A 25,421-nucleotide genomic window follows, 5' to 3' on the forward strand; every position below is an offset into this window, starting at 1 on the left:
TCTATTAAATAGAGATGATGTTAAAGGATATTAGTTTTTTAGTATATAACTGTGATCGGTTTTGTAAGCACAAAAATAGTTGATAAGAATTTATTTTTCATCAGGATATACCTCATAAATAATACCGTAAAAATACGGTTGCATAAAATAAAATTGTCCTGCAAAGAATCTTGCAGGACAATTATTATAATTTGTATCAGAATAATTAATTCTTTTAAAGTGGGCTCACAAGTGATAAAAACCAATCTTTTACTTCACCTTCCAAATGTGGAGCCAATTTTTCTTCACAAGTTTTATGATAAGAATTTAGCCAAATGATTTCATCCTCAGAAAGAATTTCTTTGACGATGGTATCTTTAAAGAACGGACAGAACGTCAATGTTTCAAATTCATAAAAAGTTCCAGATCCTGTGGTTTCTGATTCTTTTACGGCAATCAGATTTTCATGGCGAATTCCGTATTCGCCTTCTACATAATATCCAGGCTCATTTGAAACAACCATTCCAACTAAAAGTTCCTGCGGATTCATATCTTTTCTGATATTTTGCGGACCTTCATGTACATTCATAAAGCTTCCAACTCCGTGACCTGTTCCGTGATTGTAGTCTTTTCCGTTCATCCATAAAGGAAGTCTTGCAATCGCATCAAGCTGAACTCCTCTTGTTCCTTTTGGGAATTTCACCATCGATAAACGGATCATTCCCTGTAAAACGAGGGTAGAATTGGTTTTGAACTCTTCAGAAACAGCTCCTAAAGCTAAAGTTCTTGTAATATCTGTTGTTCCTTCTAAATATTGACCTCCTGAATCAACCAAAATACTTGCGTCATTGGTCACTTCTTTGCTTCCTTCACTTTTTGCAGAATAGTGCATCATGGCACCGTTGTCTTTGTACCCAACGATACTTCCGAAACTTTCACCCACAAAATTTTCTCCTGCAGCACGGAATTCTCTCAGCTTTTTACCAATAGAATATTCGTTCATGGTTTCTTTTCCAGCATTGTGCGTTAACCAGTAAAGGAATTTTACCATTGCAACACCGTCTCTTGCCATTACTTTTCTGAATCCTTCCAACTCAGTTTCGTTTTTCTGAGCCTTCATCAGGTTTCCGGGAACAGCAGCTTTTACAAATTCATTGTCAATTTTTAAAGCTTCAAAAATAGATTGGTTGCTGTTTGGTGAAACTAAAACTTTTTCGTTTTTGATAGTTCTTAAATGATTGTTGAATTCTTCGTAAGGCATCATTTTTACAAATGATTCATCCATTTGTTTTCTGGCTTCAACTTCCATTTTTTCAAGGTCGGTAAACAGAATTGCATCATTTTTAGTGATTAAAATATATCCTAAAAATACAGGATTGCTTTCTACGTCGCTTCCTCTTAAGTTCAACGTCCAAGCAACATCATCAAGACTTGAAATCACATGAACGGTAACTTCCTGCTCTTCCATTTTTTGACGGATTGCAGAGATTTTATCTGTTACAGATTTTCCTGCTCTGTCTAATGGATGCACGAAAATCGGGTTTTTAGAAGGAGTTCCTCTTTCTTTCCAAACCTCTTTTAATAAAGGAGAATCAACTAAGGTTAAATTTTTAGCGTTCAGTTTTTGGTATAAAAGTTCCCAGTTTGAATGCGAAGTTGCGAATGCATTGACTGCGACTTTTCCATTGGCAGGAATTTCAGAGATAATCCAATCGATATAATTGGGCGTTCCTTCCATTCCGTCTTTGAAAAGATCGATTCCTGAACCAGCCAATTCGATCGGAGCTTGCGTGAAATATCTTCCGTCCGTCCAAAGCCCGGCTTTATCTTTAGTAATTACTACAAAACCTGCTGAACCAAGAAAACCTGAAAGCCAAGCTCTTTCTTGCCATTCTTCGGGTAAATATTCGCTCATGTGAGGATCTGCAGAATATACTATAAATGCATCAACATTATTTTTCTGCATTTCTTCACGAAGCGCAGCTACTTTTTCCTTTGAAGTCATTTTTCTATCAATTTTAAAGACGTGAAGTTACGAAAAAATGCAGTTTTAAAGTGTTTTTAATCAAAAATATTCTTGATTATCAGCTATAATTTTAAATCAGATTTGAAAAATAATTTTAATGAGTTAAGGAAAAACTAACAGAATTCAGATACCACATCAAGTCGATATCATAAAAAAATTAACTTTTTGGAAAGATTATTGCAGTATCGGCAACATGGGAACGCAAAACTATAATAACCACAGAAAATTTTATCCGCCGCATCATTTCATTTATCTGCCATTGTTGCTAATAGCGGAAATTTTTGGAGTTTATAAAATATTTAATGATTCAGAAAACCAACTGTTGTGGGTACTGTTTTCAGTTCTTATATTTTTAATGCTCTATTTAGCCCTTATGGTGCGTCAACATTATGCACTGGGGCTTCAAAATCGTTTAGTAAGACTTGAATTTAAGCAAAGATATTTTGAGCTATTCAACAAAAGATCAGATGAAGTGGAAGAGAAGCTGAATTTTGGACAAATCGCGGCTTTGAGATTTGCTTATGATGAAGAATTTAAAGAGCTTTTATATAAAGCTTTAAATGAAAATATTTCAGGAGATCAGATCAAAAAATCCATTAAAAAGTGGAGACCAGATCACCATCGAATTTAAAATAATTAACAACCTAAATTATATTACTATGAAAAAGTGGACTTTATACAGCATGACTATTCTTAGTTTAATGCTACTTACAAGCTGTGAAGCAGTAGAAACAATCTTTAAAGCAGGAATGTGGTGGGGAATCATTCTGGTTGCAGGAGTGGTAGGAATTTTAGTATGGCTTTTCTCTCGGGGTAAGAACTCATAACCAATTTTTATGGAACAATCAGACTTAGAGATTATTTCTCATCTTAAGCCATCGAAGATTGTAAAAATTATGAAAGATCCGGTAGCTTCTGCAAAGGCGGTAAATCTTATTTACACTTCCGATGCAGAAACTTCCGGAATTATTCGTAGAAAAAGAGGCAAAAAATACCTGTATTATAAAGACGGCGAAAAAATTAAAAACAAGGATGAAATTGCAAGAATTAATAGCTTGGTGATTCCTCCGGCTTGGGAAAATGTATGGATCTGTGCTTTAGACAACGGTCATCTTCAGGCGACAGGATTTGATGCAAGAAAACGAAAGCAGTATAGATATCATTCACTTTGGAGTGCTCTTCGAAATCATACCAAATTTTACAGAATGCTGCAGTTTGGTTATGCTTTACCGGAAATCCGTCTGCAACTTGAAAAAGATCTGGCTTTAAGAAATTTTGAAAAGCGAAAAATTTTGGCTTTGATTGTCAGTTTAATGCAACGCACCAATATTCGTATTGGGAATAGTATTTACGAAAAACTCTACGGTTCTTTTGGTTTGACCACTTTAAAGGGGAAACACGTAAAAGTAGAAGGACAAAAAATTAATTTTTCATTTAAAGGTAAAAAAGGAGTTATGCATGATGTCAAGCTGAAAAGCAAAAGATTGGCAAAACTAATTATGAAATGCAAAGAAATTCCGGGAAAAGAGCTTTTTCAATATATTGATGATGAGGGAATAAGACATTCTGTAGATTCTGGAATGGTGAATGATTATATTAAAGAAATCAGCGGTGAAGATTTTACAGCTAAAGATTTCAGAACTTGGTCTGGAACGGTGAATGCTTTAATTGCCTTTAAAGAAATCGGCTATGCTGAAAATAATTCGCAATACAAAAAGAAAGTAAAAGCAGCATTAGATATTGTTGCAGAGCATCTTGGAAATACAAGTACAGTTTGCCGAAAATATTACGTGCATCCTTTGGTGATCAATTTGTACGAAAATAATTCTATCAAAAAATATCTTGATCAGCTCGAAATTATTGAAGAAAATGATGGTAAAGCAGATTTGACACAGGAAGAGAAATTGGTTTTAAAAATTCTGGAAAAAGAAAAAATGTAACTATTTAATCAAAAACTGATTCCTGTATGCAGTCGGTGTAATTCCCGTAATTCTCTTAAAAAGCTGTGCAAAGTGTGAGGCTGTGTGAAAATTGAGTTCATAAGCAATCTCGGCAATATCTTTACTCGACTGAAGTAATGCTTTACTGTAATTGATATCAATTTCATTAATCCATTGTTTGGGCGATTTTTTAGTAACATTTTTTACACATTTGTTAAGATAGCTTTCGGTAACCGATAATTTATCTGCAAAAAAGGCAACACGCTTTTCATTAATGTGATATTTAAACAACAAATCTCTGAATTGAAGCGATACTTCCATTGCACGGGTAACCGATCGGTGATGTGAATTTGAATCTGAATTCAGCATTTTTATCAGAATTAGGTGTAGCATTGTAATCGTCACATCATTTACATTCAAATTATTAAGCCATAATTCCTGTTCCATAATAGAAAGAAGCTGGGTAATGGTTTCGTACGTTAAAGCATCCTGTTTTAGGAAAGGATTCATAAAGAAAATACTTGTCGAGTGCTTTGGAAGCTCTTGTTCAGACAGAATATTGTTTTCGTACGCCAGAAAAAAACCTTCAATATCATCGGAAAGTTCTAAAGTGGCGGTAATAGTTCCCTGTTTAATAAAAATAACACCGCCTTTTTCGGCTGCATATTCTTTATTTTCAAGATACTGTTTGAGATGTCCGTTGGTGACGAAAATAATAAAATTAAAAGTCGTGCGATAGGGAATCACCGGCATTAAAATCCCTTTCAGATAATCTTCCAGCCTGTAAAGTTGTATATCTGCGTTGTTGGCTAATATTTTTTCCGTAATGTTGGGAAGGAAAAGTTTTTTGTACTGAAAATTGGATAATATTTCCATCTGAAGAAAATGTTTATTCTTTTGTATTTTGATTAACTAAGATATAAAAAGTACAATAAATAAGTTTCTGTTTTAATGTAAATCAACTGCTTAGAATATTGTACTTTTTACTTGATTATATATTAAAATTTATAATATAAGCCTACTCTCACTCCAAACGGATTTCCCGGTGTATACGTAAGATCTGTGATAGGTTCTGATTCACCTTTCAGCTGGGTTTCTGTAGCAAACTGCGCTTCATTCCATTTTACATTGAAGAGATTGTTAACCTGAATATTGGCTCCCCATTTTTGGCGATTGTAAGAAAGCATCAAATCATTTACAAAATAAGCTTTTGTACGAATGCTATTGTCTTCAACGGCAGGTCGTTCTCCCAAATAACGGTATTGCAAACCAAGCGAAAAACCGTGCATGAAATCCCAGTTTACAGAACCGGTACTTGTTACAACCGGAGCTAACGGAACATAATCCTGACCATTTTCTTCTTCAATAAATCTTGCATGAGAATAATTAATATCTGCATTCAGGTAAAAATTTTCCAGAGGCTGAAAACGAATTCCCAAATCTGCACCAAAACGTCTTGATTTACCTGAAGGTTCTACCACCGCTTCATCACCAACATACACAAACTCCTGTTGCAGATACATATACCATAAAGTCGGGGTGATTATTAATGATTTGAAAGGATGCAGACGTACTCCAAAATCTCCTCCCAACGAGTAGGGTAGGGTGTTATCATTCTTATTGGCCACCACTACACGAATATCATTGGAATGGAAACCCATTCCTGTCTTTAAAAACCACATGATATTATCATTCTGAGCATAAGAAAAATTCAGTTTTGGGCTGAGTCTTGTTTCTTCTTTCGATTGTCCGGAAGGCAATTGCTCAACATCCAGCAAATCATGCAGATTAAAAATAAAATGATCTACCCTCAACGCCGGATTGATAGTGAATTTTCCTGTTTTCCAAATCAGACCTGAAAAAGCATGAAGGTTGGTTTCGGTTCCCTGAACATCGGCCAGTCGATCCAACAATAAATCTCTGTGATAAACATGATTCAATTGTAATGTATTGATATCGTCATTCCGAAATCCTATACCGCTGATCCAATTTAATGAGCTGTTATCAAACGAAAAGTTCTTAGTATGTTTTACTTCCATACCATACATATTTCTTCCGTCTGTCTGCTGAATTTCGTCTCCGTAATCTTTATCTTTCAGATAAAATGTAAAGTCTGAATAAAGATTAAAATTATATTTAGAATAAAAAGCCATTGCCTCAATATTCTCGGAAGGTGAAATGATATGTTTGTAATTCATCTCAACATTGGTTCGTGAAGTTTCTCCGCCTTCTGTAGGGTCGATGCTTTGCCATCTGTCGATAATGCCATTATTCACGGCACGTTCCGGAATTTGCCCTGAAGCATTCCATGAAGAATTGAAATTTGAAAACTGTAGATTAAAATAATCGTTATCTGTGATCCACTGGTTGTATTTTCCGAAAATATTGATGCGGTTAAAATTTTGTTTCACATCAAAAGCTCCGTCTGTATAATTGTATTCTGCAGCCAGATAAACACTTTTTCTTTCTTTTGTATCGTTAAGAATATTAAACATTCCCAATATTCTTTTTGAATTGAATGAGCCACCTTCAAGCTTAATCATGCTGTTTTGTAAATGATCGTAAGTTTTAAAATCGACGTATCCGGCGGTATTAAAATCACCACGATCCATATAATAAGCACCTTTTCCGAAGTCGATATTGTTTACCGTTTCCGGAATTACAAAATGCAAATCAGAATAACCTTGTCCGTGCGCATGAGATACTACGTTTACGGGCATTCCATCTACGTTTACACTTACATCAGTTCCGTGATCGGCATCAAATCCTCTTAAAAATAATTGCTCGGCTTTTCCGCCACCTGCATGTTGGGCGATAAATAATCCCGGAACTTTCCTCAATAAATCCTGAGCAGAATTTACCGGAAATTTATTAAGATCAACCTTTGTAATCGCAGTTAAAAACGAATTGTGATTGATGGAAACTTCAGAAATATGAAACGGTTTGTGCTGTAGAAAAACAACTTTATTTTTATCCTCATCATTGGTAATTGCCCATTTTACCTCATCATATCCTTTGTGAGTGATAACCAACGTATCGGGAAAAGATTTAATGGAAAATTGTACCGTTCCGTCTTCTCCGGAATGAGCATGACTGTTCCCATGATCATATTGTACCAAAACATCCGCAATCGGGAATTTATCATCGGCATCTTTTATTAATAATTTCTTTTCTGTTTCCTGTGCCAAAACTTTAGCGTTGAAGCTTAGAGCCAGAAAAGCAACTATTATTTTAGTGATTTTCATTATTTAAGATTATTTTTATTATTAATCTTGATTAAGATTATTTAGACTTTAAGAAATTTTTTAAAGCTGATTTAATTTTTAGATTTTGATTGAATGGTTTAAATTCAGACTTTGTTTTTGCAAATACTTTTTGAATTAAAAGTGTTACCCAGGTTCCTGCTACAAATGGGAAAGTAAGTACCCCGCCAACTTCGCTTAGAATATTGTTGTCTACTAAAACATCATCGATAACTACGGTAACCGCAACTGCCAAAAGCACCCAAAGCCCGTCGATTTTTTTGAAGCCCGAAAAAACAATTGCAGAAAGTACAGCATTGAACCCGAAGAGCCCCAAATGAATCTGATCAATTGGTTCACCATTGAGATGTGCAATATATCCTCCTAGAATAGACGCCACAAATCCGTAAAGAGCCGCAATCGGAGAACTTATAAAAACCGCAATGAAAAAGATAATCCCCGAAAGAACTCCACCTTGGAAAATAACTTCACCAAAAGCATTGGTAGAATAAAGAAATTCATCATTATTGGTAGGTAATATAGTTTCTGTAATAAATTTTGATGGCGGAATCTCTGTAAAATGATGCAGTAAAAAAATAAAAACCCAGGCGATTAAAATAAAAGGTAACGTAAAAACCGGAATTTTTCTTTTTATAAAAAAATGCTGAATAATACTTGCTAACGATCCTCCAACTACAACCAAAACCCAAATCAGCAATGTATTTTTGAATACAAAAGAGAGCGCAACGCCAACAAGAGCAGCACTGAAACCATATAAACCAGAATTGATTTCAGATTTGTCATATTTAAGAAATTGGGCAGTAAGCGTTCCTGCTGCAGTTGCCATTACGGCAGACAAACCCTGTTCCCAGCTTCCCATAAAAATCCCAATGAGAAAAAGAAGACCTGTCCATCGGTTTTCCTGAAGCATAATCTGCCCGGTTCCTTTTAAAATATTGTCTACAAAAGGTATTTTTTCAAAAAATTTATCCATAAGTTTAATTATTCAAAGTTTAATTATTCAAAGTTTAAAATTGTGAGGGAAAAGTGAGTGATCAATTTGTTTCGCTTGTGAATTTTCAGGCATTTCATATTGACGATTGGTTTGCAACATAAAAATTGACGATTCACATATAATCACCATCCCAAAAACACCATTCCTATTCCGCAAACGGTAACCACAGCTCCGCTGATGACTCCCATATATCTTTCAATTTTTTCGGTATTGAATAATGTGGAATATCCGTATCGTCCTAAAAGAACCATTCCGAGCATGGTGAGCACTGTGGTTATGGTAAAGGAAGTAACCAAAATCAAAATCTCCGACATAGAATGCTTTACTCCCGAATAAAAAAGGAGCGGGATAAGCGGTTCACTCGGTCCCATTACAAAAATCATAAAAAGTACAAGCGGGGTTACTTTTATTCTTTTCTGCGGCATTACGATTTCGCTGTGGTTGTGTTCATAAACGTAAACATCATCTCCCAAGACATCAAAATGTTTGTGAGGCTTGTTTCTGATAGCCTGAATGAATCCGTAGATCAAATAAATTCCACCAAAAGTAAGCAAAGCCCATCCTGAAAAATTGCCTCTTAAATCCTGAAACCATGAAATTTTATTCAATTGCCATCCAAGAAAAACGCCGATAAACCCTAAAGCTAAAGAACTTAAAACATGTCCGAATCCACAAACAACCGTTAAGATTGATGTTTTGGTGACGCTCCATTTTTTTGATTTTGAAATCACAATAAACGGCAGATAATGATCCGGTCCGGAAGCTGTATGTATAAAACTTATTGAAACTGCACTTAGTAAAAGCGCCCAAACAGTACTGTCCATTTTTAATTGTTTTTATCTAAATCCCACAAAATCTCCTGAACGTACAGGAAAAAATTAAACATCACTTCGCCGCCGTGTCCCAAAGCTCTTACCACAAATCCGTTTTCTTCCATTGCTGAAACGCCTATTTCCATTTCGTCTTTAAACTGTTCGGAATGATCAATAATGGTTTGTATCAGGTCATCTTTTTCAACATTTTCTTTGGTGCTGTAAAAAATCAAGGTTCCCTGATGTGTATATTGTTCAAGATTTCCGATGGTATTTATCGGGATCAGATCAGGTTGAATGAGAACATTGTCTTTGATGATCAGTTTATTATCATGATAAATTTCCATCAGATTCTGGAAGCGTTTTAGCTTAAAAACTTCTCCGTAATGTTTTCTTCCACATGTAATAATTTCGCTGATGATGATCTGACTGTTTTTCCCGATATTGATTTTCGCCTTACTTTTAAAATTAGAATCTTCATGCGGAACCACAGGATGCGGAACGTATGCAAAAGACGTTTCATCATCCATTACAATATTAATCTCCTGAAGAGCTTCATCCTTCATATTGAAAAGCCTTTGATAAGATTGCGACTGCAGCTGCATAGAAGCTCCTTTTTCCAAACTGATATCCAAATGATAATGATCTCCGTCTAAAATTCCGGGCGAAGAACTCATTATCATCTGATACAGCTTGTTGTCTTCTTTACGCTGTCCCACAGAAACACATCTGAACGGAAGTGAGACATACAGGTCTTTTATATAAGATTTTCCACTTTTGAAGCCTGCGATTATATTTAAATGACTATCCATTTATCTTACAAGATTCGGTTCTTCTACATCCTCCAAAAGTGCATATTTCTTGATCCAGCCAATTACTTTTTCAAGACCTTCTTCTGTTTTAAGATTGGTAAAGACAAAAGGATTTCCGTTTCTCATTCTTCGTGCATCATTTTCCATTACTTCAAGGCTGGCTCCAACGTGTGGCGCAAGATCGATTTTGTTGATGATTAATAAATCTGAACGTGTAATTCCAGGCCCCCCTTTTCTTGGGATTTTTTCGCCTTCCGCAACGTCAATGATAAAGATGGTAACATCTGCAAGATCCGGACTGAAAGTTGCCGATAAATTGTCGCCGCCGCTTTCAATCATAATCAATTCAATTTCCGGAAAACGTGCAGCGAGCTCGTCTACTGCTTCCAAATTCATACTTGCATCTTCACGAATAGCAGTGTGGGGACAACCTCCCGTTTCTACACCGATAATTCTATCGTGAGGAAGAAGGCTGTTTTTAGCCATAAATTCTGCATCTTCTTTGGTGTAAATATCATTGGTAATAACGCCTAGATCATATTTTCCGAACATTTTTCTACTCAAACGTTCTAATAAAGCTGTTTTTCCTGAACCTACAGGTCCTGCTACGCCAAGTTTTATATATTTTCTATTTTCCATTTTATTTAAATTTTAATTATTGTATTTTTTTATCGTTAAATCCACAAGTGTTTTTTATATTTTTCGCTTGTAAAGGCGTGTTACCTAGATATTAGGATGTTTTATTGTTATTCTGACGAAAGGAAGAATCTTTTATTTATATGAACTGGAATAATTGATTATTTATACATAAACCACCCCGTCAAAAATTCTACGAATTTTCGCCACCCCTCCAAAGGAGGGGAATTTTCACGTTGTTATTTAATTGACAATGAAATGAATTCACCATTGACAATCCATTTACCATCAACCAAATCACGACATATAAAGCCTTGAATAAAGCCTTTCGTGCTGCATACATCTTATATCGAAAGCGGTGTTGCAAAGTCCAACCAGATCTCGGTCGATTTCAATGGTTTCTAATGCTACTTTTTCCATAACCGGATATAGAGAAAATAAAATATCCTGACCATCGAGCTGACCAAGCGGAACGAGTTTCACAGCATTGGTGATCATTCCTGTAACTGAAGTGTAATAAAATCCTAAAAGCGCTTCTTGCAAAGGAATTTTCATCAAAGCAGCATACATTCCGAAAACGATGCAGTAATGTGAATTTGCCTTGCGGTTTTGAATTGCTTTTTCGTAATCTTCCATCAAAGAAAAACTTTCTCTTCTTTTAAATATTTTGATTAAACGCAATCCTAATTTCTGACTTGCCTGACGAATTTCTTTGGGACATTTCAAAGAATTACATTCATTATCGAGATTTAATAATAATTCTAAATCTCCGTTTTGTGTGGCTTCATAAGACATTTTTACAAATGCTCCGTCATTATATTTTAGGTTGTACTTAAGCATATTTTCAACAAATTCTTTTGCTGTTTGTCTGTCGTGAACAATTCTTTGCTGTACAAAAGTTTCCAATCCGTTGGAGTGGCTGTAACCGCCGATGGGTAAAGTAGGGTCTGAAAGATGCAGTAATCCCGACAAAAAGTTTAAATTCAAATTATTCATCTTTTGGAGCTGCCATTTTTAAAATTTTATTAAAAATTGAAGATCCTAAACTTCCGTGTCCGTGTGGTTCTACATTAGATTTTAGAAGGTTTAAGAGTTTCACGTGTTTTCTTTCGGGTTTAAATCCGCTTGCTTCCAGCCATCTGAACATCGGCATTTCAAAAGGAAGTAAGACTTTATCTTCCTGAATAAAAAGGGGGATATGTTTATTCCCGATTTCGTAGCAGACTGTTCCCATTTCCAGTAAAGAAACCGGAGACATAATGATGGCTTCCGTTTCCAAAACATTGATAGCAATTACTTTTTCATCATCTTCAAAAAGGATATCACCTTCTCTCAGACGTTGTCCTTCTCTGAGGAATTTGATGGCGATATCTGTTCCGCCTCTTGTTTTTTTTCGCTGAATTCTTTTTGTGGTTTCAAACCATTCCAAATCCAGATAATCAACAATTTTTGTTGTTGGGTTTTGGGCAAGATTGCCTGTTGTTTCGTTAATAATCATTTTTACTGTGATTTTTTTCTGAAGTCAATGTTCTTAGAAACCCCGACTCCAAAGGTTGATCCGTTGATTCCGGCGACATAAGTTTTCGTCCAGCCGTCTTGTTTTGTTTTAGTCTGCAGCATCGAAAGCTCCGCAAATTTGAATTTCAAAGCCCATCCGCCTCCTAAAAATAGGGCGACCAAAGGATAAGCGCGAAGACGGTATCCGTTAAAATTCTGCATCGATGAGGTGGTTTCAGATATTTGTTGTCCCCAAACATAATGAGCATCTACCTGTGCAATCAGGGCAAAATATTTTCCTAAAGTTACAGACGGACTGTACCAAAAGCCGGCTTCGTTCTGCTTGTAAACAACATTTTTATTTTCTACATTTTGCGCATAGGCATAATTAACTCCGATGACATCGTTGTTGTTGATAAAATATCCAATTCCGACAGGTGCACTGGAAACTGAGCTGTTGCTTCCCGACGGTGTATTGGTTTTGGAATAATCTAATGAACCATAAATCATAAACTGACCTTTTGGACCTGCTTCTTCGCTTTTCAGTCTCATCCCTCCTAAAAACTGTCCGTTCATTTTCCCTGAAAACATAAGTATTCCGGTAAAAGCGAGAGCAAATGCTGCTTTGTTAAAGTTTTTCATTATTAAACTTAAATCTGTTATTATTTAAAATTATTCTTTGAAGAAACCTTATAGATTGTGAAAACCTATAAGGTTTGCTTTGTTTTTAGAATAAATAATACAACTGTGTTAACGGCAGCTTTTCTGCAGGCTCACAAGTGATATATTCACCATCTACTGTCACTTTGTAGTTTTCAGGATTCACTTCGATTAATGGAGTTTTATCGTTGTGAATAAGATCTTTTTTAGAAATGTTTCGACAGTTTTTTACAGGAAGAATCATTTTTTCCAGATTGTATTCTGCAATAGTTCCGTTGTCGATAGAGATCTGAGAAACAAAATTGGCGCAGGTCTTAAACTTTGCTTTTCCGTGTGCACCAAACATATTTCTGTAAATAACCGGTTGCGGTGTTGGGATAGAAGCATTGGGATCACCCATTTTAGCAGCAATTACAAATCCACCTTTTACAACCATTTCGGGTTTTACCCCAAATAATGCAGGTTTCCAGATGACTAAATCAGCTATTTTCCCTTTTTCTACGGAACCTACATATTCTGAAATTCCGTGTGCTATTGCAGGGTTGATTGTATATTTTGAGATATATCTTTTTGTACGGTAATTGTCGTTTCCTGCTCCTTCATCTTCATTCAGACTACCTCTCTGGTCTTTCATTTTGCTGGCGGTTTGCCATGTTCTGGTAATTACTTCGCCCACTCTTCCCATCGCCTGAGAATCTGAACTCATAATACTGAAAACGCCCATGTCGTGAAGAATGTCTTCTGCTGCGATCGTTTCGGGACGAATTCTGGAATCTGCAAAAGCTACATCTTCCGGAATATCTTTGCTTAAATGGTGACAAACCATCAACATATCCAAATGTTCGTCGATTGTATTTATCGTATAAGGACGGGTAGGGTTTGTAGAAGCCGGAAGAACGTTTGGATACATAGCTGCTTTGATGATATCGGGAGCATGACCTCCACCTGCACCTTCTGTGTGGAATGTGTGAATTACTCTTCCTTTAATGGCTTCCATTGTATCTTCTAAAAATCCTGCTTCATTTAAAGTATCGGTGTGAATGGCTACTTGAACGTCATATTTATCGGCAACTTTCAAAGATGCATCGATTGTTGCAGGAGTTGCGCCCCAATCTTCGTGGATCTTTACTCCTAATGCTCCAGCTTCCACCTGTTCTTCAATTGGTTCTTCTGCCGCACAATTTCCTTTTCCGAAAAAACCTAGGTTCATAGGATATTCTTCTGCAGCTTCCAGCATTTTTCGGATGTTGAATTTTCCTGGAGTAACGGTTGTGGCATTTGTTCCGTCATTGGGTCCGGTTCCGCCGCCAATCATGGTTGTAATACCGCTGTATAAAGCTGTTTCAATTTGTTGCGGACAAATAAAGTGTATGTGTGTATCGATTCCACCTGCGGTTACAATATATCCTTTTCCGCCATGTACTTCTGTGGAAGCTCCGATGATCATATTGGGTGAAACGCCATCCATTGTATCAGGATTTCCAGCTTTTCCGATGCCTATGATTTTTCCGTCTTTGATTCCGATATCTGCCTTTACAATTCCCCAGTGATCGATAATCACAGCACCTGTAATGCAAAGATCCAGAACTCCTTCATCTCTTTTTGAGGTAACGTTTTGTCCCATGCCGTCACGAACAGTTTTACCACCGCCAAAAACGGCTTCGTCACCATAATGCGTAAAATCTTTTTCGATTTCGATAATAATTTCGGTATCGCCCAACCGGATTTTGTCGCCCGACGTAGGACCTAAGATATTGGCATATTGTTTTCTATCTACATGTAAGCTCATAACTATTGGTTTTAAAGTTTAATTTTTCTGCTTTTGCAAGGCTGATTTCTTTCTGCTCTTCGGAAGTAATGGAGGCATCCACAAGATTATTAAAACCTCTTGCGATTTTGTTTCCTCCGATTTCTACCAATTCCACTTCTTTTTCTTCGCCCGGCTCAAAACGTACGGCGGTGCTTGCTATTATATTGAGTCTTTTTCCGAATGCTTTTTCACGGTCGAAGCTCATCGCTTTATTAACTTCAAAAAAATGAAAATGAGAACCCACCTGAATGGGTCTGTCTCCTGTATTTGTTACTTTTATTTTTACGGTTTCTCTGCCTTCATTGCAGATAATGGTACCGTTTTTTACAAAGATTTCTCCTGGTATCATAATAATTTTGTTTTAACGGATTGGGTTGTGTACGGTAACGAGCTTAGTTCCATCAGGAAAAGTTGCTTCGATTTGAACATCATGAATCATGTCTGCAACTCCGGGCATTACGTCATCTGTGGTCAGAAGATTTGCACCTTCCTGCATGAGTGTTGCTACTTTTTTTCCGTCTCTTGCACCTTCAAGGAGGAAGTGACTGATTAATGCAACAGATTCTGGATAATTGAGTTTCAAACCTCTTTCCTTTCTTTTAAGGGCAAGCTCTCCTGCTAGGAAAAGCATAAGCTTTTCCGTTTCTCTTGGTGTTAAATGCATAATGTTGTTTTTTTAATTGAACATGACTTCTCCATCTACCTTATTCTTTAAAAGGCAAACAGAAGTATCTGAAAATTGAATAAATGATAGACTCCGTTAATCTGTATTTAAGATACAGATCATCGAGTACATAAGATGTGAAAATGAATTAGCAGCCCGCGATCTGCAGAGAGTGATACAAAATGTATCGGGGTGCTGAAAGATAAATACGGTTTTGAATGACCGCAATAGGTTTGTAAGCAAAAGATTGAGCAAACAAACAGCTTAACCATTTTTGGCTTAAAATTGAATAATCAAATTTTACTTTCTCAATTGTATTAGAATCAGTATCATCCTGATCAGACAAACTGTATAGATCTGTCTGGTTGGTGTCGGATTTTTGTAAAAAATGATTTTTTAAAGATTGGTCATAGGATAGCTTATTATTTTGCTCTTTCTGTGCCAGAATACCAACACAAAAAGCTGCAAAAAACAGCACTAACGAAAATAAAAAAAATCTTTTTTTCATGACCATGAAATGATGGTATAAAAGTATGACATTGTGAAAGGGCTGCCTATCAAAAAGATGATTTAATATATCCAAAATCGCAACAAAAATAATAGGATGAGAATTTCTGTTTTACTATTAATGGCTGATTTTTAAATGATTACTAAAATTTGACGATGTGATAAATATTTAAGTATTAATAATCAACCAGCTTTATCTCACCAAAAGATTTTGAATTTTTTTCTTTCCTTATAAATGTTGTAAATTTGTAACAAAGCAAAAATTAAACAATACAACTCATATGTCAAAAGCAATTTCGCAAGTACCATTTGCAGTAAATGAGCCGGTAACTTCTTACGAACCGGGATCAGCAGAAGTAAAATCTCTTCTTGCAACTTACAAAAAAATGTGGGCAGAAAAGATAGAAATCCCAATGGTGATCAATGGTAAAGAAGTAAAAACAGGTGATACCGTAAAACTTCAGTCTCCACAAGATCATGCACACGATTTCGGTTTTTATCATAAAGGAACGATGCAGCATGTAGATGATGCAATCAATACTGCGTTAGCGGCAAAAAAAGCGTGGAATGACCTAGGTTGGGAACACCGTGCAGCAATTTTCTTAAAGGCAGCTGATCTTTTGGCAGGACCTTACAGAGATGTTATCAATGCAGCGACCATGATTGGGCAGTCTAAGAATGTTCACCAGACTGAAATTGATGCAGCTTGTGAGTTCATCGATTTCTTGAGATTCAACGTAGAATTTATGACAGAAATGTATTCTGAGCAGCCGGTTTCTGATGCAGGAATCTGGAACAGAGTAGAGTACAGACCATTAGAAGGATTCTGTTTTGCAGTAACGCCTTTCAACTTTACAGCGATTTCTGGAAACTTGCCGACTTGTATGGCAATGCTTGGAAATGTTGTGGTTTGGAAACCTTCAGACAAACAAATCTATTCTGCAAAAGTAATTATGGATGTTTTAATCGAAGCGGGTCTTCCTGCAGGGGTCATCAACATGATTTTTACAGACGGAAAAGAAACTGCTGAGAAAGTAATGGCTCACAGAGATTTTGCAGGACTTCATTTTACAGGATCTACAAAAGTTTTCCAGGGAATGTGGAAAATGATTGGCGACAATATTCACAACTACAGAACATACCCAAGAATCGTAGGTGAAACTGGTGGAAAAGACTTTGTAATTGCGCATCCTTCTGCAAACGTAGAAGCTGTAGCAACAGGTTTGGTAAGAGGTTCTTTCGAATATCAAGGACAAAAATGTTCAGCAGCTTCAAGAGCTTATATTCCTAGATCTCTTTGGGCTGATGTGAAAAAGGTAATGGAAACTCAGATTGCTTCAATTAAAGTAGGTTCTCCGGAAGATCCTTCAAACTTTGTGAATGCGGTAATCGATAAAAATTCTTTCGAAAAGTGTAAAGGTTATATCGACAGAGCAAATGCTTCAGATGTTGCAAATGTTGTAATCGGTGGTAAAACTGATGATTCTAAAGGCTGGTTCGTATATCCAACAGTTATCGAAACTACAGATTCTCAGTACGAAAGTATGGTTGAAGAAATCTTTGGCCCTATTCTTTCTGTTTTTGTTTATGAAGATGCAGACTGGTCTGAAACTTTAAAAGTTGTAGATTCTTCTTCTCCTTATTCATTGACGGGTTCAGTTTTCGCACAAGACCGTTATGCGGTAAATGAAGCTTTCAAAGCGTTAGAAAATGCTTCTGGAAACTTCTATATCAACGACAAACCAACCGGTGCAGTTGTTGGTCAACAGCCTTTCGGTGGAGGTAGAGCTTCAGGAACAAACGACAAAGCGGGTTCTAAAATGAACTTACTAAGATGGACTTCTGTAAGATCTATTAAAGAAACTTTTGTTTCTCCTAAAGATTACAAATACCCATATCTTGGTTAATTAGTAATGAATAATGGGCAATGAGTAATTTTTTGCCTGCATAAATATAGTCTCGGAATTTTATTTCGGGGCTTTTCTATTTTAAGATATTAGAATTTGTAAGATTAAATATTTTAAATGTCAGAATCCTGAAAAGATGATTTATCAAAGCATAGAGTAAAGCCCGATGAAATATTTAAGTAAAATAAAAAAAGTGACTCATTTGAATCACTTTTAATTTTGAATAATATGTAAATAAATTTACCAGTCTCTTTTTTTCAGAATCAAATAAGATCCGAAAATAAATAAAGCACACCAAACTAAACAAGCAATAAGGCTTTCTGTAGGATATGTAAATTCATATTTTAAACCAAATGCTTTAGCCATATTTAACCTCAACATCGGATTAGGAATTAAATTAGACATACTTTCCAAAGGAAAAAGCTTGCTAAAGAAAAAGTTATTTTGTAGAATTTCATTTCGTTGAGCAGCCTGTGTTCCTGCTACTTTAGTGTAAGTTTCAATTCCACCGAGAATAGATTCTCCTATCCAAATCACAAAAAATGCAAGGAAAACAAAAATCGATTTTCTTAAAAGAATTGATAAAAACATTAGAAAACAAAAGAATGCAAATAGCTTTAGAAAATAATTTCCAATGAAAAACATTTCTTTATAAACCAATGCTGATTCTGTAGTTTTTGAATATTTTAAACCTAAAAACAAAGTAATAGCAAATACAATAATTGTTGAAATTAGAGTGAAAATACCAATCGTTAATAATTTGGAACCAATAAATTCTTCTCTGCTTAAACCGTCAATTGTATTCTGCTTAAACATTCTGTTGCTAAATTCCTGACAGATTGAGAAAACGATAATTAGCCCTAAAAATATTTTTAATAATGCTACAATATAGGTGGTGAAGTTCCATATTTCAGGAAAGTTATACATTCCCTGTTCTTTTAAATTGATGGTGTCTCCAAAAAGTTTCAGATCAATCAAACCAATACAAAGAAAGATTACCAGTATTGCAAAATACATAATGGTAAAAACCTTGAACGGTGTATAATTCAGATTTTTATAATATTCTAATTTTAATAATTTCATCATGATTAATTAGTGTTTTTTACAAGTTCAAGGAATTGATTTTCAAGCGATTGTTTTTTCTTAGCCAAGTGCGACAAGAAAATACCTTTTTCAGCAAGTTTCTGGTTTAATGCCGATGCAGAAATCGACGCATCATCACGAACCTGTGCTTTTATCAGTTCACCGTCTGCCGTAACTGAAGTAAACCATTGAAGTTCTTCTAAAGCGTGTAAAAGTGCAGTATTACTATCTGCTTTCAATTCAAAAAAGCCTTGGTTGCTGGTTATTTCATCCACTCTTCCGGAATAAATTGCGTTACCTTCTTTTAAAACAATCACATGACTGCAAATCTTTTCGATTTCATCTAAAAGGTGACTCGCAATAATGATGGTAATTCCTTGTTTTGCAATAGTCCCGATAATTTCTCTGATCTGAATAATTCCTTCAGGATCTAAACCATTCGTAGGTTCATCCAAAATCAAAACTTCAGGATTGTTGAGCAAAGCAGAAGCGATTGCCAAACGTTGCTTCATTCCCAAAGAAAAGGTTTTAAACGTATCTTTTTTTCTTTCTAAAAGCTTTACTGTATTTAAAACTTCATCAATTCTCGAAAAAGGAGTTCCTTTAATTTCGGCAACAATTTTCAGATTGGTTTCTGCACTTAAATAAGGGTAGAAGTTGGGTTGTTCAATAATGGCTCCGATCTTTTTAAGCGTTTCAGGAGTTGTTCCTTTTTGTCCAAACCAAAACCAGTCGCCGCTTGTGGGATTAATGGTTGAAAGAAGCATCCCGAAAGTGGTAGATTTTCCACTTCCGTTGGGACCAAGAAGACCGTAAACATTACCTCTTTCCACATCAAAAGAAATATTGTTGACTACGACTCTTTTGAATTTTTTCGTCAGATTCTTTACTGATAAAATTTTTTCCATGTAGTATATTGTATGTACTATGAGTTTCTCTTTTTTGTGAAATGTTACAAAGAAGATTAATTTTAATATAAATGATGAATGATGAATGATGAATGATGAATGATGAATACTTTTAGCTAACAACAAATAACTAACAACCAATTTTTTTCATTAAATTTGATTTAAAAGATGTTGGTATGAAGTTAATTGAACTTGCAAAAGAATTAAATGTTTCCGCAGAATCTATCAAGCAGTTTATTCAGGATTTTGATCTTGATTTGATTGATTGTATTTCGACTCAATTTGAAGTGAAAGAAGATTTTGAAAAATTTGCCCGTGAAAATGTAGATTTTTTAAAACTATATGAAAAGGATCTAGATGAAAACAAAACCGTTGAGCAAATTGCAGAAACCATCAATCAACCCAAAGAAAAAATAGAAAAAGCCATTGAAGAAAGTCCGTCAAATATTTTTGATAACGGATTATTTCGTTCTTCTATTTCAAGTTACGGGATCGATCAGAAATTAGGTGGAAACTATAAATTTGTCTACAATTATTTTGGGAATAAAACCAAGCTTCAGCAAAGAGATTTCATCGGTTACAGAGATCTTTTCTTTTATATTTCCGATGTTTTAGAACCGTTTTTAAATCCTCAGCAAACCAAAGACTGGGGAATTCATAAGCCAGCAGGAATTATTTTGTACGGGCCTCCGGGAAGTGGAAAAATATTTTGGGCCAATAAAATTGCTGAAATCATCAATTATAAATTTAAAGAAGTTAAAAAACATTATTTAGGAACTTCATTCATCGACGGAAATCAAACCAACTTCAATGATTTTTTGGTATCGATGATGAAGGAAGATAAAGTTTTGCTTTTCCTTGAAGATTTTGATGAAATTATGATGGAAAGAAATGCTGAAAATAATGTGGCTTCCTGCAATCTTGAAACTCAAGAGATTATTCTTCACCACGTTTCAAAATTTGAAAGCGAAGGGGTTTTGATGGTTGGTTCTGCCAATTCTGTTGTTGATATCAACGAAGAAATTCTTGCACCCGGAAGATTTGATGTTGTCATTCCTGTTTTCCCGCCGAATGCTGCCGAAAGATCAGAGATTATTCTCTATTCAATGACCAAAAATCTGGATAAAGATTCTCTTCTTTTTAAAATTCTTAAAAATAATAAAGCCGATAAAATTCCTTTCTGGACAGAAACTGTTGCAAAAATGAAAGTTTTCAGCAATACAATGCTTATCGATTTTACCCAAAGTTTAAAAAAGAGAATTAAAAACCGTTACCAAAGAACGAAAGATGAAAAATTGAAAATTGATGAGACTCTTCTCAATGGTGCTTTGCGTGATGCTGCTGCAAAATTAACGGAAGAGTATCTTAATCAAATTGCTCAGTTTTTAAATGATGTTATTATCAATAATCTAGACGATTTTCAAATGAGGATTCATGCTTTGAAGTCTGAGCTCGAGACTTATCAGGAAGTTGAAATTCCGAGACGTGAAATTGGGTTTCAGCATAATGATGAAGGCGAAAAAGAGAAATAAATCTACCTTTTGTAAAAATATGAATTTCCATTACTTTTAAATAGTAGTGGATTTTTTTTGTCTCAAACTTAATGTTGTAAGTATTTCTAAATTGTTACTTTTTTGTTATTATTAATTTTTCATGTGATTGGTTGTTTTTGTGTTGTTTTTGATTTTTTATAATTTGATTGATTGCTGAAAATTATTTAATATTTATTAAATGTTGTCATATAAGCAATTCTATGTAGTGTGAGTATGTGTTGAGTATGTACTTTCTATGCTCAGAGTAGCGCTTTTCACAGGTCATCTTATATATTTGTTCATCTTTTAATTCTGATAAAGAAACTAACTCATTTTCAAAACTTATCAACATTAATATAAAAACTTATGAAAAGAAAACTATTTTCTCTTGGGGTAATCTTGGCTTTTACTCAGATAAATGCACAATCTTATCAAACATTAGCGGTTTCAGGATTTAATGCAGATGTGATTGCAAACGGAGTTGGTCCGTCTTTGAATTCTACAACGATGAGCTTAGATAAAGACACCGATAATTTTGCTTATATGTCTAGAGATTTCAAAGTAAATTCTTCCGCTTCCGCTTTAACGTATGGCTTGCCGGAAAATGGTTTGATTACTTCTGCTGTAGCAACAACCAGCGGATTAACTTATCAATTGGCTTCTTACTCTGCAAATAATTCTTTAAGACTTCCCAATGCAAATGATATAGGTACACTTACTTTATCAACACCAACAGCAGCCAATAATCTATATGTACTTGCCGTAAGTGGAAGCGGGCCTTCTACAGGAGATATTACCGTTAATTTTCAAGATGGAACAACACAGGTTTTTGCCGCTACAAATTTTCAAGACTGGTATGGCGGAACAAGTGCTGCCATTCAGGGAATCGGTAGGATCAACAGAGCTTCCAATGCTTTAGATGCAGCAGGTGGAACAAACCCAAGAATTTATCAGATCTCATTAGCGATAAATGCAGCCAATCAAAGTAAATTAATTACTTCTATTACTGTTCAAAAAACTTCTACAGCGGTAACGGTGATCAATGTATTTGGAGTTTCTGCACAGGTTGCTCAGCTTTCTGTTTCAGATCTTAAAAAGGCTAAAGACCAATCAATTTATCCAAATCCTTTTTCAAATGAATTGAATTTAGCAAATATTTCAGATTTGGTCTCTATCGATATTTTAGATTTTTCAGGTAAGACTGTTAAGAGAAATATTCAGCCAAAATTAAAATTAGACCTTTCATTCTTAGATAAAGGCAACTATATTCTTGTTCTTAAAAATAAGAACGGAACTTCAACTTCTCAGAAAGTTGTAAAACATTAATTAGGAGTTTTTTTCACTTTGATTATTATATAATTTACACGAAAATCATTGTGGAACAAGCCGGTTTTAATTAATCGGCTTGTTTTTGCTTTTATAAACTAATGATACGTTTCATTAAATGCTTTGTTTCTTTACATTAAAAATTAACGTATTTGAAGCTAATTTTGTAAACCTCTAATTAGTTTTTTAACATTACCCAAACTCGTGATTTTATCCGTAAATTTGCTTTTCAAATTTTTTAGTTTTGATTAATAACGACCAGATAAAAGAAATTCAATCTAGAATTGAAGACCTTCATAAATATCTTCAAATTGATAAAAAGAAGATAGAGATTTCTAATGATGACGAAAAAACGGCAGCTCCAGAATTTTGGGATAATCCCAAAACGGCTGAGGTTTTTCTGAAGCAGCTTCGTTCCAAGAAAAAATGGGTAGAAGAATATGAAGAGATCAATACTCAGTTTGAGGATCTTCAGGTTTTGCTTGAATTTGCTAAAGAAGATGCTGATTCTGAAAAAGAATTAGATGAAGCTTTCCCTCAACTATTAGAGAAAATAGAAAATCTGGAGTTTAAAAACATGCTTTCTAATGAAGGTGATGAGCTTTCAGCAGTTCTTCAAATCACTGCAGGAGCTGGTGGAACCGAAAGTTGCGACTGGGCCGCAATGTTGATGAGAATGTATAATATGTGGGCGGAAAAACAGGGCTATAAAATAAAAGAACTGAATTATCAGGAAGGTGAAGTTGCCGGTGTGAAAACCGTAACCTTAGAAATTGATGGTGAATATGCCTTTGGATATCTGAAAGGTGAAAATGGAGTTCACAGATTGGTAAGAATTTCTCCTTTTGATTCTAATGCGAAACGTCATACAAGTTTTGTTTCTGTTTATGTTTATCCGTTGGTGGATGATACGATTGAAATCAACATCAATCCGGCAGATATTTCATTTGAAACAATGCGAAGTTCCGGAGCGGGTGGACAAAACGTGAACAAGGTAGAAACTGCGGTTCGTCTTCGTCATGCACCAACGGGAATTATCATTGAAAACTCAGAGTCGCGTTCTCAGCTTCAGAATAAAGAAAAAGCGATGCAGCTTTTGAAATCCAGATTGTATGAAATGGAATTGGAGGAACGTCTGAAAGCACGAACTGAAATAGAAGCCAACAAAATGAAAATCGAGTGGGGAAGTCAGATCCGAAATTATGTGATGCATCCTTACAAACTGGTAAAAGATGTGCGTTCGGGTCACGAAACATCAGATGTTGATGGAGTGATGAACGGAAATCTTACGCCTTTCCTTAAAGCGTTTCTGATGGCCGATGGAACGGCGGTTTCAGATGATGATCTCGACCTATAAAAAAACATGTTTACATTTTTGTTAAAATATGCTAATATATTTTCAGCATAATTTTATTAAGCTTATTTTTGTTCATCATCATTACATATGGAAGAATTCAATAGCTGGAGAGATTTATTAAACCCTGAGTTTTATATCAACATGGGTGGGTTTTGGGTAATATTGTTTATCATATTTGCCGAAACAGGGTTGTTTGTAGGGTTTTTCCTTCCGGGAGATTCACTGCTTTTTGTTTCAGGAATCTATGCGGTAGACATTATTTCTAAAACATTCGGTTCTACGGGAAGTGACTTTTTAGATACCACCATTTTGGCAAGTGCAGTAGCTTTTGCAGCGATTGTAGGTAATCAGGTAGGGTATTGGTTCGGAAGCAAAACAGGTCCGGCTTTATACAAGAAAAAAGATACGATGCTTTTCAAGAAAAAATACCTTTACCAGGCACACGATTTTTTTGAAAAAAACGGAGCTTTAGCAATTATTATGGCAAGATTTTTACCGGTGGTAAGAACTTTTATGCCCATCGTTGCAGGAATTGTGAAGATGGACAAAAAAGCATTTCTTCGTGATAATATTATCGGGGGTGTTCTTTGGTCTTTCAGTTTAATTTTTGCTGGACATTACTTAGACAAATTATTCCTTGATCAATTCGGAATCAATCTGAAAGAAAAACTAGAGTTTATCATTATTGTAATTGTTTTAATTACGACTGTTCCTGTGGTTCTGAAATTTATGTTTGGTGCACCAAAAGGAAATCCGAAACTGGAAGACGAAGTTTTAGATGATTTGATTGACAAAGAAAAATAATCAATTTAAAATATAGAAAATAACCTGCAGTTTTGCGGGTTATTTTTTTATCCATTCCAGAATATTGGGATAAATAATGCTGTCTCTTTTTTTCTTGTTGAAAAACCTTGGAGCATGACCGGTTTTATCCATAAACACCAATTTATGTGGAATATTCATCTTTGTTAAAGCTGAATCTAAAGCTAAACCTTGTTTCTGATTTACCAAAAAATCCTGATTTCCCTGAAATAAAAGCGTCGGAACATTTGTCACATTGGCTACCGGACTTGCTTTTTGAAAATCTTCAGATAAATTTTTACGGTTAAATTTAGTTCCCACCACTTTTTGAATAGTTCCCGAAGTATATTTTGAATAAAATGATTTTAAATATTCATGCGAATAAAAATCTGTCGGTCCACTGAGCGAAATAATCTTCTTAATTTTATCAGAATTTTGATAACCGTAAAGCAGTGCTAAATGACCACCTGCACTTTCACCTAATAGAATATAATTGTTCGGAAGAAGTTCTGCTTTTTCTGATAGTGCATTGAATTTTTCAATCACAGCATTGATGTCTTCTAACTGATCTTTGTAAGTGAGATGTTTTGAAACCAAGCGGTAATTCATATTAATGCTTGGAATATTATTTTCAAAAAGCATCTTCTGAATTTGAATCATATGTTCCTTTCTGCCGTATTTCCATGCACCACCGTGAACAATTAAAATAACGGGAGAATTTTGCGGATAATCTGCCGGAAGAAAAACATCCATTTTCTGACGTTTGTGCTCACCATATTTCAGATTATAAATTTTCTGACTGTCTTTTCCCACCCAAACTCTGAATTTAGAATTACATGAATTTAATACCAAACCAATCAATCCTAAAACAAAAAAATGGTAATTGAGAATCAGCTTTTTCATAGAG

The 25,421-nt window shown here is 35.1% G+C and carries 25 protein-coding genes; 8 read left to right on the plus strand and 17 right to left on the minus strand.

The genetic code is table 11. The features are described 5' to 3' along the window. Window positions 1–214: 214 nt before the first annotated feature. Window positions 215–1,984: an aminopeptidase P family protein gene (locus tag B5X64_RS08665; protein ID WP_079464846.1), complete on the minus strand. Its 1,770-nt coding sequence runs from the start codon at window positions 1,982–1,984 to the stop codon at window positions 215–217. Between the two features lie 214 nt (window positions 1,985–2,198). On the opposite strand from B5X64_RS08665, the gene B5X64_RS08670 reads away from it, so the two are divergent. The 3 genes from B5X64_RS08670 to B5X64_RS08680 are packed head-to-tail and all read left to right on the plus strand — an operon-like array spanning window position 2,199 to window position 3,945. Then, window positions 2,199–2,636 (plus strand): DUF6526 family protein, encoded by a 438-nt coding sequence (locus tag B5X64_RS08670; RefSeq protein WP_079464847.1) that lies wholly within the window; start codon window positions 2,199–2,201, stop codon window positions 2,634–2,636. A 28-nt stretch (window positions 2,637–2,664) separates the two neighbouring features. Further along, a complete protein-coding gene (locus B5X64_RS08675) occupies window positions 2,665–2,832 on the plus strand; it encodes a phosphatidate cytidylyltransferase (protein WP_079464848.1) in 168 nt (55 codons plus the stop codon). Window positions 2,833–2,841: 9 nt separating this feature from the next. Then, a complete protein-coding gene (locus tag B5X64_RS08680) occupies window positions 2,842–3,945 on the plus strand; it encodes a DNA topoisomerase IB (protein ID WP_079464849.1) in 1,104 nt (367 codons plus the stop codon). Here the strand turns inward: B5X64_RS08680 and B5X64_RS08685 are convergent, their stop codons facing one another. The 13 genes from B5X64_RS08685 to B5X64_RS08745 all read right to left on the minus strand — a co-directional run bounded on the left by B5X64_RS08685 (window position 3,946) and on the right by B5X64_RS08745 (window position 15,601). Next, window positions 3,946–4,821: a helix-turn-helix domain-containing protein gene (locus B5X64_RS08685; RefSeq protein WP_079464850.1), complete on the minus strand. Its 876-nt coding sequence runs from the start codon at window positions 4,819–4,821 to the stop codon at window positions 3,946–3,948. A 122-nt stretch (window positions 4,822–4,943) separates the two neighbouring features. After that, window positions 4,944–7,190 (minus strand): TonB-dependent receptor, encoded by a 2,247-nt coding sequence (locus B5X64_RS08690; RefSeq protein WP_079464851.1) that lies wholly within the window; start codon window positions 7,188–7,190, stop codon window positions 4,944–4,946. A 37-nt stretch (window positions 7,191–7,227) separates the two neighbouring features. Further along, window positions 7,228–8,181, minus strand: coding sequence for an urea transporter (locus B5X64_RS08695; protein ID WP_079464852.1), 954 nt, complete (start codon window positions 8,179–8,181; stop codon window positions 7,228–7,230). A gap of 143 nt (window positions 8,182–8,324) precedes the next feature. Beyond that, window positions 8,325–9,026 (minus strand): hypothetical protein, encoded by a 702-nt coding sequence (locus B5X64_RS08700; protein ID WP_079464853.1) that lies wholly within the window; start codon window positions 9,024–9,026, stop codon window positions 8,325–8,327. 2 nt (window positions 9,027–9,028) lie between these two features. Next, window positions 9,029–9,826, minus strand: coding sequence for an urease accessory protein UreD (locus B5X64_RS08705; protein ID WP_079464854.1), 798 nt, complete (start codon window positions 9,824–9,826; stop codon window positions 9,029–9,031). Continuing rightward, complete coding sequence (gene ureG / locus B5X64_RS08710) at window positions 9,827–10,465, minus strand: urease accessory protein UreG (RefSeq protein ID WP_074231537.1); 639 nt, start codon at window positions 10,463–10,465, stop codon at window positions 9,827–9,829. A 294-nt stretch (window positions 10,466–10,759) separates the two neighbouring features. Next, a complete protein-coding gene (locus B5X64_RS08715) occupies window positions 10,760–11,458 on the minus strand; it encodes an urease accessory protein UreF (protein WP_079464855.1) in 699 nt (232 codons plus the stop codon). Further along, a complete protein-coding gene (gene ureE / locus B5X64_RS08720; RefSeq protein ID WP_079464856.1) occupies window positions 11,451–11,960 on the minus strand; it encodes an urease accessory protein UreE in 510 nt (169 codons plus the stop codon). The genes B5X64_RS08715 and ureE overlap by 8 nt, the downstream gene beginning before the upstream one ends. 2 nt (window positions 11,961–11,962) lie before the next feature. After that, window positions 11,963–12,601, minus strand: coding sequence for a hypothetical protein (locus tag B5X64_RS08725; RefSeq protein WP_079464857.1), 639 nt, complete (start codon window positions 12,599–12,601; stop codon window positions 11,963–11,965). Between the two features lie 85 nt (window positions 12,602–12,686). Continuing rightward, window positions 12,687–14,408, minus strand: coding sequence for an urease subunit alpha (gene ureC / locus B5X64_RS08730; protein WP_079464858.1), 1,722 nt, complete (start codon window positions 14,406–14,408; stop codon window positions 12,687–12,689). Next, entirely contained in the window at window positions 14,389–14,778 is a 390-nt protein-coding gene (gene ureB, locus B5X64_RS08735) for an urease subunit beta (protein WP_079464859.1), read from the minus strand. Before ureB ends, ureC begins: the two co-directional genes overlap by 20 nt. A 12-nt stretch (window positions 14,779–14,790) precedes the next feature. Next, entirely contained in the window at window positions 14,791–15,093 is a 303-nt protein-coding gene (ureA, locus tag B5X64_RS08740) for an urease subunit gamma (protein WP_074231550.1), read from the minus strand. A gap of 148 nt (window positions 15,094–15,241) precedes the next feature. Continuing rightward, window positions 15,242–15,601: a hypothetical protein gene (locus tag B5X64_RS08745; protein WP_079464860.1), complete on the minus strand. Its 360-nt coding sequence runs from the start codon at window positions 15,599–15,601 to the stop codon at window positions 15,242–15,244. Window positions 15,602–15,881: 280 nt separating this feature from the next. Here B5X64_RS08745 and pruA point away from each other — a divergent pair, with 280 nt between their 5' ends. Continuing rightward, the gene (pruA, locus tag B5X64_RS08750) at window positions 15,882–17,507 is read left to right on the plus strand and encodes an L-glutamate gamma-semialdehyde dehydrogenase (protein WP_066680208.1); all 1,626 of its coding nucleotides are present in this window, start codon (window positions 15,882–15,884) and stop codon (window positions 17,505–17,507) included. A 240-nt stretch (window positions 17,508–17,747) separates the two neighbouring features. On the opposite strand, the gene B5X64_RS08755 is transcribed toward pruA, so the two are convergent. Together B5X64_RS08755 and B5X64_RS08760 are read right to left on the minus strand one after the other, a co-directional pair. Next, entirely contained in the window at window positions 17,748–18,593 is an 846-nt protein-coding gene (locus B5X64_RS08755; RefSeq protein ID WP_079464861.1) for an ABC transporter permease, read from the minus strand. A gap of 2 nt (window positions 18,594–18,595) precedes the next feature. Further along, window positions 18,596–19,498 carry an ABC transporter ATP-binding protein gene (locus tag B5X64_RS08760; RefSeq protein WP_079464862.1) on the minus strand — a complete coding sequence of 301 codons (903 nt, stop codon included), beginning with the start codon at window positions 19,496–19,498 and terminating at the stop codon, window positions 18,596–18,598. 176 nt (window positions 19,499–19,674) lie between these two features. Here B5X64_RS08760 and B5X64_RS08765 point away from each other — a divergent pair, with 176 nt between their 5' ends. The 4 genes from B5X64_RS08765 (at window position 19,675) to B5X64_RS08780 (ending at window position 24,517) form a co-directional block, all read left to right on the plus strand. After that, window positions 19,675–21,030, plus strand: a complete 1,356-nt coding sequence (locus B5X64_RS08765) for an AAA family ATPase (RefSeq protein ID WP_079464863.1) — start codon at window positions 19,675–19,677, stop codon at window positions 21,028–21,030. 366 nt (window positions 21,031–21,396) lie between these two features. Then, window positions 21,397–22,356, plus strand: a complete 960-nt coding sequence (locus B5X64_RS08770; RefSeq protein WP_079464864.1) for a T9SS type A sorting domain-containing protein — start codon at window positions 21,397–21,399, stop codon at window positions 22,354–22,356. A gap of 244 nt (window positions 22,357–22,600) precedes the next feature. Then, on the plus strand, window positions 22,601–23,713 hold the full coding sequence (prfB, locus tag B5X64_RS08775) for a peptide chain release factor 2 (RefSeq protein WP_079464865.1): 1,113 nt from the start codon (window positions 22,601–22,603) through the stop codon (window positions 23,711–23,713). 87 nt (window positions 23,714–23,800) lie between these two features. Then, window positions 23,801–24,517, plus strand: a complete 717-nt coding sequence (locus B5X64_RS08780; RefSeq protein ID WP_079464866.1) for a DedA family protein — start codon at window positions 23,801–23,803, stop codon at window positions 24,515–24,517. Window positions 24,518–24,556: 39 nt separating this feature from the next. Here B5X64_RS08780 and B5X64_RS08785 read toward each other — a convergent pair whose 3' ends face one another. Beyond that, entirely contained in the window at window positions 24,557–25,417 is an 861-nt protein-coding gene (locus tag B5X64_RS08785; protein WP_079464867.1) for an alpha/beta hydrolase, read from the minus strand. Window positions 25,418–25,421: the final 4 nt, after the last annotated feature.

It is taken from the genome of Chryseobacterium balustinum, from assembly GCF_900168205.1.
In the GTDB taxonomy this organism is placed as follows: domain Bacteria; phylum Bacteroidota; class Bacteroidia; order Flavobacteriales; family Weeksellaceae; genus Chryseobacterium; species Chryseobacterium balustinum.